We start from the raw sequence: 257 nt of genomic DNA on the forward strand, positions 1-257 counted from the left end.
GGAGCTCGACGACTTCGGCACCGGCGACTCGTCCATCAGCTATCTGCGCCAGCTCCCCGTTGACCCCGTCAAAGTGGACCGGACACTGCTCTCCGCCCTTGGCAGCGACCCCTCCCAACCCGCCCTCCTGGCTGCTGGTCTGCAGCTCATCCGGGCGTGCGGGTTGGCTGCCGTGTGGGAGGGGATCGAAAACGCTGACCAAGCCGAATAACTGCTCGGCATCGGGTGCACCAGCGGCCAGGGGTACTACTTCAGCC

At 66.1% G+C, this 257-nt stretch carries 1 protein-coding gene; it reads left to right on the forward strand.

Annotation, left to right across the window (positions count from 1 at the left end; translation table 11 throughout):
* The coding region (locus tag N7568_RS24370) for an EAL domain-containing protein (RefSeq protein ID WP_261612244.1) at positions 1-211 on the forward strand (211 nt) is incomplete at its 5' end.
* Positions 212-257 lie beyond the last annotated feature (46 nt).

The sequence above is a fragment of the Paenarthrobacter aurescens genome, from assembly GCF_025421775.1.
Lineage (GTDB): Bacteria > Actinomycetota > Actinomycetes > Actinomycetales > Micrococcaceae > Arthrobacter > Arthrobacter aurescens_B.